Here is a 706-nt window from a genome sequence, read left to right as displayed (position 1 = left end):
CCATGGCGGAATGCGCCTCGGTCTATCTGAAGCCGCAGCCCCTGCTGGCGGCGGAGTGACGCGATGAGCGATTTCCTCGCCTCGCCCATCGGCATCCTGGCGCTCACCGTGGCGAAGACCCTGGCGCTGCTGGTGCCGGTGCTGATCTTCGTCGCCTATCTCACCTGGGCTGAGCGGAAGGTCCTGGCCGCGATGCAGATGCGCAAGGGGCCGAACGTGGTCGGCCCCTTCGGCCTGCTGCAGCCCTTCGCCGACGCGCTGAAGATGCTGATGAAGGAGACGATCATCCCCTCGGGGTCGTCGCGGCTCCTCTTCCTCGGCGCGCCGATGCTGACCTTCACGCTGGCCATGCTGGGCTGGGCGGTGATCCCCGTGAATGACGGATGGGCGGTCGCCGACATCAATGTCGGCGTGCTCTACCTCTTCGCGATCAGCTCGCTCGGCGTCTACGGCGTCATCATCGCGGGCTGGGCCTCCAACTCGAAATACGCATTCCTCGGCGCGCTGCGCTCGGCGGCGCAGATGGTCAGCTACGAGGTCTCGATGGGCTTCGTCATCGTGACCGTGCTGATGTGCGTGGGCTCGCTGAACCTCACGGCGATCGTGCGGGCGCAGGAGAACCTCTGGTTCGTCATCCCGATGTTCCCGATGTTCATCATCTTCTTCATCTCGACGCTCGCGGAAACCAACCGCGCGCCCTTCGACC

The 706-nt window shown here is 65.3% G+C and carries 1 protein-coding gene; it reads left to right on the top strand.

What is annotated here, in order from left to right:
- Positions 1 to 63: 63 nt before the first annotated feature.
- Positions 64 to 706 (top strand): complex I subunit 1/NuoH family protein (locus AC1DWF_RS34630; protein ID WP_476843000.1); only part of this gene is annotated, 643 nt, incomplete at its 3' end.

Source organism: Aminobacter sp. P4_D5, from assembly GCF_056401815.1.
This window is presented reverse-complemented; position numbering and strand designations above follow the sequence as displayed.